This is a genomic window from Actinoplanes sp. NPDC051633 (assembly GCF_040681735.1).
In the GTDB taxonomy this organism is placed as follows: domain Bacteria; phylum Actinomycetota; class Actinomycetes; order Mycobacteriales; family Micromonosporaceae; genus Actinoplanes.
Genome location: NZ_JBFAZH010001741.1, coordinates 1 through 1,176, shown reverse-complemented (window position 1 = coordinate 1,176; position 1,176 = coordinate 1). Strand labels below are relative to the sequence as shown.

At 67.9% G+C, this 1,176-nt stretch carries 1 pseudogene; it reads left to right on the top strand.

The features are described 5' to 3' along the window. Window positions 1–1,176 (top strand): annotated as a pseudogene (locus tag AB0M20_RS44810) (glycosyl hydrolase); the annotation flags it as partial.

The following is a 1,176-nucleotide window of genomic DNA, read 5'->3' as shown; positions in this document are numbered from 1 at the left end:
GGAGGCGTTGGCGGACCTGCGAGGGCTGCGTGGCACGTTGAGCCCGTGGCTCGAGGTGACCGACCAGCCGTATGACGCGGACGACCCCAACTACCGTGATCCGTTCTTCTCGAACTCCGGCAGTGGCTGGGGCAACGTGGCCGGGCGGGTGACCGGGTTGGACGCGGGTCGTGGGTACATGTGGGCCGGGGGCGCTAACGGTGGCGTATTCCGCAAGAGCCTCACCTCGCGGTACGCGCAGTGGAGGCCGATCTCGGAGCGGATCCTGGCATTGTCGACCGGTGATCTGGTCTACGACGAGCGTGCCGACACGCTCTGGTACGCGACGGGTGAGGCGAACACCGGCGGCACGACCTACACCGGCGCCGGCGTCTACCGGCTGCGCAACGCGCGATCGGCCAGCTTCACCGACGCCGACCGGGTCGGTGGCGACGAGTTGGAGTCACGCAGTATCAACCAGCTGAAGTTTGACGGCCGTGGCCTGGTGTACGCGGCCACCACCCGCGGTTTGTGGCGGCACTCGACCGACCCGAAGCGGCACCGCGAGCCGTGGCAGCTGGTGCTGATGCCGAATCCGGCGTCGGACGGTGACGTCACCAAGCCGTACGACAACATCGTCAACGACGTGCTCATCCCGCCGGTGGAGCGGGGTGCGACGGTGCTGGCCAACGCGGCCTGGCGCTCGGGTGCCGCGTACAACGGCTTCTACCTGTCCACGATCGGTGGCGCGCCCGGCAGCTTCACCAAGCAGCCGCTGACCGGTGATGTGAACAACGCCGATGTGGGCAACGCCGAGTTCGCCGTCTCGGGCAATGGGCGCCGGTTCACGATGGTGCTCGAACAGCCGTCGACGGTCGGTGTGGCCAGCAACCTGCAGGGCGTGTTCGTCGCCGGCGCGGTGCTGGGTCCGTGGACGAAGATCGCCGACTCGACCGAGCTGGAGAACTCCGGATCGGCGATCGGCGTCGACCAGAACTATCCGGTCGGGATCCAGGCCTGGTACAACAACTTCATCGAGGTCGACCCCGCCCGGCCGGACCACATCTACGTCGGCCTGGAAGAGGTGTACGAGACCGAGGACGGCGGCGCCACCTGGAAGACCATCGGGCCGTACTGGAACCTTGGCTTCGACTGCTTCGATCCCGCCCGGCCCGACGGCGGCTGTCCGCCGACCAC